The following is a 6327-nucleotide window of genomic DNA, read 5'->3' on the forward strand; positions in this document are numbered from 1 at the left end:
AGCGGAAATTTTCACAGACCGTCCGCCATGAAGAAATATCACCGTCAAGCTGATCTCGTAGAGCAAGCTCAAGTTTTGATAAAAGATAGCTGTTGGCATTGGTTGCTTTCTCAGGAATGAGCTCGTTCCATACAGCTAGCATTTTTTTAGAATTGCAAAATCCCTCTCTCTCGACTTTCCTCGAAACAGGTCGGGGGTTTTCAGAAGAGGCCTGATTTTTAGAGAGAGATGGAGTAATTATTGAAGAAGTAGTTGTTTCTATATGATGTGGAGGAATTCCTCCATAGCTATGGAGGAATCTATCCACACCTATGGAGGAATTCCTCCATAGGGGGTCTTCATCTTTTCCATAGCTATGGAGGATTTTCTCCATAGGGTCTGAATCCCTTTTTACACAAGGCGCAGTGATGTTTTCAAAGGTTAATTTTTTAAGAATTTCAGTATTCAACTTCAAAAACATCACGTTGCTAAGACGAGCAGACGGAGTTTCAACAGTTCTAAAAACTCTTTCAATGACACCTAGTTCTTCAAGTCTTCGCAAGGCTTCTTGACACTGTTTTTTTGAAATGCCAAATTGATTTTCTAAATCTGAATAAGATCGTCGAAGCATATCCTCAGCGTATTTTTTCTTGTAACCAATAAGTGCCCCTGATTTTTCACAGCGGATTTCGGAAGGTCTATTCCAGTAGCAAACATCGGAGAGAATAAGCATGGCGTATAAATCAGGCCGCCCCGTGGGGAGTTTTATCGTCTGAAACCAATTTTGAGCGATTACATTACCTCGAATGGCTATGCTCTGCATTGCTTCTACTGACTGTGGAAGCTCATCGTGTTTCATTGCTATGATCGCCTGTTATTAATACAAGATTTAAAATTATGTTAATCAACATAAACGTAATAAACAAAGCCTTTTCAATGGTAAAAATTACTCGAGTAAAATTTACTCATTGAAAATAGTCTTTAATTTTTTTTTAAAACAACCTTTATCTTGCTATATATAGCAGATATATATAGCAAGATAAAGATAGATCTAGTTTTTTTTTCGTTTTTCGCTTATTTTTAGATATATGAGCAATTTAAAAAATAATCTGAGAGAACTTCTCCAGAAAAATAATCTTTCTATCGCTGAGGCGGAACGCCAAGCTGGTCTTCGTATGAGCGCACTTCGAAATATTATGCGCGATCAATCTAAAAACCCTAGTGTTGAAAATCTTAATAAATTAGCAACCCTTTTCCAATGTAGTATTACAGATTTAATCTGCGCGGAACCTCCGGGAGAAAGAGGTGGCGCTTTAAAAAAAATTGAAGATTTTGATATTTTAGTTGAATTTGCAAATTTGGTTCAAAAATTGGTAAAGGAAAATAACTTTAATCTTTCATTCACACAGTACTCTAAAATTCAAAAAGAGTGCTACTATTACACAATCGAAAACAATCTTTCTGAATTAGATAAAAATTTTACCAAATGGTTTTTACTAAAAGAAATGGAATTATGTATTAAGGAGAAATAGATCTCCGCCTTTCCCTTCTATAAAACGTAAGTGATTATGTCTTATAGATATTTTACCTCTTAAATCTTCTTCTATTTTTCCTAATTTTTCCTTCTCACCCGAGAAAAGCATAAAGCTTACTTGTGCAATTTTCATATTTACAGCATTTGTTGAAGGATTATCTAAAAACATTTTCGTCCCCTTGTTAAAAGAAAATAATGCCTTTTCTCTATCCCCATTTAATAAATATAAATTTGCAAGATTTATTTCTAAAGCAGCACAAAAAATCAAATTATCCCCATACAACTTTTCGAGCAGATTTTTACATTTTTCTAATTCCTCAATTGCCTTATGATTATTTCCCCTTAAAGATGTCAAAATAGCCATACAAACATTAACATTTAATACCTTAATATGATTTTTTCCATAATGGTCGCTTCTTATCTTATGGGATCGTCTTAAAACTTCTTCTGCTCCATCCAATTCACGAACTGCTATTAGAACACAACCTAGGCTTTTTAAGACCCTTGCTGTTTCAACGTGGTTTTTCCCAAGATTTTGCTCATGTATTTTAACAGATTGAAGCAAATATTCTTTTGCTTTTTCATATTCGCCATAATTAAATAACACCCATCCAAGCTCATTAAGTATATCACCTACTTCTATATGGTTTTTTCCATGTGAATGGACGGCTCTTAAAAGGGCTTTTTCCAGAACATTAATTGCTTCTTTATATTTCGATAATCTACCATAGACCCTACCTAGTTGATTTAAACTCAAAAGTATCTCTCGACTATACTTTTCTGGTTGTTTTTCAAAACCACTTAAAGCTATAGATATCATCTTCTCTGCTTTTATGAAATTTTCAGTTCGTATTTCAAAACGGCCTGAGGCATAACAAACCAAGGCTGTTTCAGGGCTTTCTTCTCCAAAAATACTTACTGACTCTGAGTAAGCTAAATCAATAAACTTTTTTCTGTTTTTATATTCCCCCATAAGATCATAGGATTTTGATAACCCAAGATATATTTTATAGAGTTCACTTTTAGGTTCTAAAAATTCTATTTTAGCCAATTTCAAAAATTTTACTGTATGAGGTATAAGCTCTCTAATAAATCCTATGTTCTTTATATGAACCAAAGGGGAATGATACAATTTCGATAATCTCTCCAAGGTATATTTGAGATTTTCTTTTCTTGTTTGAGGCTCCATTTTTCTCAAAATCCAGCTATGGAGTAACCTATGAATAAAAACATTATCTCCATCTACTGAAACTAATGAAAAACTCTTTAATAATGAAATAATATCGTCTAGTTTTGCCTTATTATTTATTGAAACGGATCCATATAAAATATACATTAGTAAATCCTTGTTAACTTTTTCTGGTAACAAAAGACTCATGTGGTTCAGTAAATTAATCGCTTCCTGTGAAGACACTTTCTCTAAGCTCATTTCCCAAGTTACATATACTGGCAAGTGATCTTGGATTTGAATTGTGCTTTTCTTTAAACAAAAGTCAATATTTTCCTCATATAACCTCTGGTAGCTCTTTAGATCTAGAGAATTCTCACGTATGTATGCCGCTGCTTGCACAATTGCAAGTGGGAGGTAGCCAAGCTGTTCTAGAATCTTTCTTATTTCAACTTTTTCCTCAGAAGAAATTACCTTATTCTCGTCATAGGTTTTTACAAAAAGATTCTCAGCCTGTTTAGGCGACATCACGTCCATATAAAAAGGGGAAGGCATTTTATTATTACGAGAAGTAATCAACACATCACAATTTCTAGGAATGTATCCTTTAATATTTTCATATCTTTCAACATTATCAAAAACAAGAATAACCCCACCAATCTCTTCGAGCCATTTGATAACCTTAATTACCTTAATTTCAGTGCTATCTGATTTATCGTACAATGATTTATATTCGCCAAATTCTAAAAGCTCTTTTCTTAATACAGAAGGTGTCTCAGAATTAAACCATATTTTATATTTATAAGAGGTCTTCTTTGCCAAAATAAAATTTTTTGCAAAGGTTGTTTTTCCAACGCCTGCAAGGCCATAGATAGTTAGAATGTGGTTGTTAGATCCGTCCTTCAGATATTCTGAAACTGCCTTAAAAGAACCTTCCCTTGGTACGTAAACAGATCCCTCTAAGGGAATATTCCATTCAAACACATTTTTCTCATTATCTTTATTAATATCAAGTAGTAAAAATAAAATCGTAAAAACTGATATAGCAAGAAACAAAAAAGTTTTAATTATTGCCGACTTATTAAATTTATTAAAAATTTCAGAATTTTTAATTGATATTTTCTCTAATTCTTTCACTAAGAGGCTTTTTTTAATTACGAGGTCGCATAATTCTTCACGTGAAATTGCACCTACTTTTTCCCTAATACGAAGAATATGATTATCAACAGTTCTTGGAGATAGAATAAGTTCGTTGGCAATCCACTTTGTTCGTTTCCCAATTTTCAAGAACGAAATTATTTCTAACTCTCTTGATGTTAGGTCAATTACACTCCCATCTTTATTTTTAATGATAAGTTCTTCCATAATGAAATTTCCTGTAATTTTTAAAGATGGCGTAAAACTATGGCCTTTACCCGTGGGTGTTAGCTGGTTAAGAAATACCTAGATTAATGCAAGATACTGAAATTTTTGGTAGCCTATCTAAAATATCCGCCACAAAATTTTTATGGCCAACTACATATGAATATGAGTTAGGTTTCATTGTAAATTTTATACTAGTACCATCTGTAGCAAAATATACTCCACCAGCTTCTTCAACAATTGAAAACCCTGCAGCAATATCCCATAAGTTCAATGAAGTAGAAAATTGTGCATCCACTTGTCCCGATGCAACTAAGGCAAGGTCTAAAGCTGCCGATCCACCAAATCTCCTTATATGTGCTGCCATAGGCGCTATACTCTTTATAACTTTTTGGTAGTCAATTTTATGAAGCTCAAAATGGTATAATGGAGTATCAGTTAAAGAACTTTTTCTTACAGAGATCTTTTCTTTGTTAAGATATGCTCCCTTACCTTTTTCAGACACATACATCTCGTCTCTTGCGGGGGCATAAACAATTCCAGCAAAAGGCTTCCCATCCTTGAACAAGCCAAGTGAAATAGAAAACTCTTTCCTGTTCATTCGAAAATTCAAAGTTCCATCTATAGGATCAACAATCCAGACAAAACCTTTTTGTATATCAATATCTTCACCAAGCCCTTCTTCTTCTCCTACTATTGAATAACTAGGAAACATTTTAATAAGACCTTGATATATAAAAGTTTGCACCAAAGGATCATACTTTGTCAGAATATCATTTGGATTTTTTGTTTTTGAAGTTGTTGAGAGAGAATCGATCTCTTTTCTTCCTTCTAATAAAATATCCCCCGCGCCTCTTACTACTTGAATCATCGTCTTTAAATGAATACTAGCCAACAAGGCTTTTTCATAATCTTTATGCATTATCCACCTAATTTATATGTCTGAAGAGTTTCAATGATATTGCCTTGGCTATCAATTTCTCCCAAAGAGATTTCATCAAGAATTTGCGTTGTATCTATATTTTCTATCTGAGTCGATATTTCATTTATTAATTGAAAATTTTGGACACCATAGGCTACGGTGATATGTGGTTGATTTGCCCCCGGCACATTAAAATGTCTTCCATATTTTTCAATATTTTTTAGTTCTGTATTTGAAAAATAGGGCATATTTTTTTTTACTTGGTCAAGAATCCCGTCACGAAGCGGGTCGATAACTTCTGTTAGAGCTGAATTAGCGTCATGTAATGGACTTTCGGTTTGAACATTCCAAAAGGTATTTCCACCACCTCCCTTCTCTAGTTTTTTTTTGAAAATGATTTTCAGAGGTTTTTGTGCATTTGCCCAAGAGCGTAAATTTTTATGGACTTCTTTTAAAGAATCCTCTAAAAAAACAGCCTGTAAAACAGTTATATGTGGCGTTATATTGCTCCCGTGTTTTTTTGCTATAGATAAAGCACAATCTTTAACTTTTCCATCAGGTATCTTAAAGTATATTCCATATTCTTTTTTTATTTGAATACACTGTGCTTTATCAGAAATCATAATAAATCCCATTGTAAATATTAATATATTTTTCTTTATAAACATTTCTTATCCTATTTTTTATAACCAACTTTCTTATATCGCAGGTAGTTTGGTTAAGTCAAATTTATCGATTAAACCTCTTGGCAATATTTTAAAATTTCCTCTCAGTTCTTTAAGGGCTTGAATACCTAGGTCATAAAGTTCTTGTATCTGCTCCTTCTTCTCTTTGAGTTCCTCCTCTTGTTTAACAAGAGGAGGAAACACAATGTCTTCTGGTAAAGCCTCCTTTATTTTCTTTTGTAAAAAGAGCTCAAACATAAATTTAACATTTCTCCCCCCCAGCCTTCTTGGTGGAAAAAATTAGCATATCCTGTTTAAATTCCTCAATTTTTTCATCAAGGTCAGGTCTTTCAAGGTCTTCTTTGGTTAAGGTTTCTTTAAGCTTATTCCACAAAAACATGTCAAAATCCAATTTAACAATCCAGTCATCCCATCCCTTCTCACGGAACCAATTTCCTTTTGAGCAATCGGATCCTTTCATCAAATCCTCAAAGGTTTGCTTGTATTTTTCTATTTCATCCGAAGATAAAGCGTCTTTATGATCAATAATTAAAGCTTTTTCATGATCTTCTTTTTCTCGTTCAAGATCGTAAATAGCTTTTTGGATTCTTTCCCGTTGCACGGATTTTGCCCTTAACTTTTCGTATTCTGCCTTTTTCTTTTTATCGGCATTGGTTTCTCGGGTTTTAAGTTCAAA

General features: G+C 33.3%; 7 protein-coding genes. 1 reads left to right on the plus strand and 6 read right to left on the minus strand.

What is annotated here, in order from left to right:
• Positions 1-838: hypothetical protein (locus GW846_06290; protein ID NDK10353.1), on the minus strand; the 838-nt coding region annotated here is incomplete at its 3' end.
• 229 nt (positions 839-1067) lie between these two features.
• On the opposite strand from GW846_06290, the gene GW846_06295 reads away from it, so the two are divergent.
• A complete protein-coding gene (locus GW846_06295; GenBank protein ID NDK10354.1) occupies positions 1068-1511 on the plus strand; it encodes a helix-turn-helix transcriptional regulator in 444 nt (147 codons plus the stop codon).
• Here GW846_06295 and GW846_06300 read toward each other — a convergent pair.
• The 5 genes from GW846_06300 to GW846_06320 all read right to left on the minus strand — a co-directional run.
• Positions 1491-4046: a tetratricopeptide repeat protein gene (locus GW846_06300; GenBank protein ID NDK10355.1), complete on the minus strand. Its 2556-nt coding sequence runs from the start codon at positions 4044-4046 to the stop codon at positions 1491-1493. The two genes, GW846_06295 and GW846_06300, sit on opposite strands and share 21 nt — an antisense overlap.
• Positions 4047-4113: 67 nt before the next feature.
• Positions 4114-4965 carry an inositol monophosphatase family protein gene (locus tag GW846_06305; GenBank protein NDK10356.1) on the minus strand — a complete coding sequence of 284 codons (852 nt, stop codon included), beginning with the start codon at positions 4963-4965 and terminating at the stop codon, positions 4114-4116.
• Positions 4965-5588 carry a hypothetical protein gene (locus GW846_06310; GenBank protein NDK10357.1) on the minus strand — a complete coding sequence of 208 codons (624 nt, stop codon included), beginning with the start codon at positions 5586-5588 and terminating at the stop codon, positions 4965-4967. Before GW846_06310 ends, GW846_06305 begins: the two co-directional genes overlap by 1 nt.
• Before the next feature lie 75 nt (positions 5589-5663).
• A complete protein-coding gene (locus tag GW846_06315) occupies positions 5664-5888 on the minus strand; it encodes a hypothetical protein (protein ID NDK10358.1) in 225 nt (74 codons plus the stop codon).
• A 4-nt stretch (positions 5889-5892) separates the two neighbouring features.
• A partial coding sequence (locus GW846_06320) for a hypothetical protein (protein NDK10359.1) occupies positions 5893-6327 on the minus strand: 435 nt, incomplete at its 5' end.

The sequence above is a fragment of the Candidatus Gracilibacteria bacterium genome (assembly GCA_010119145.1).
In the GTDB taxonomy this organism is placed as follows: Bacteria; Patescibacteriota; Gracilibacteria; order BD1-5; family UBA6164; genus JAACSU01.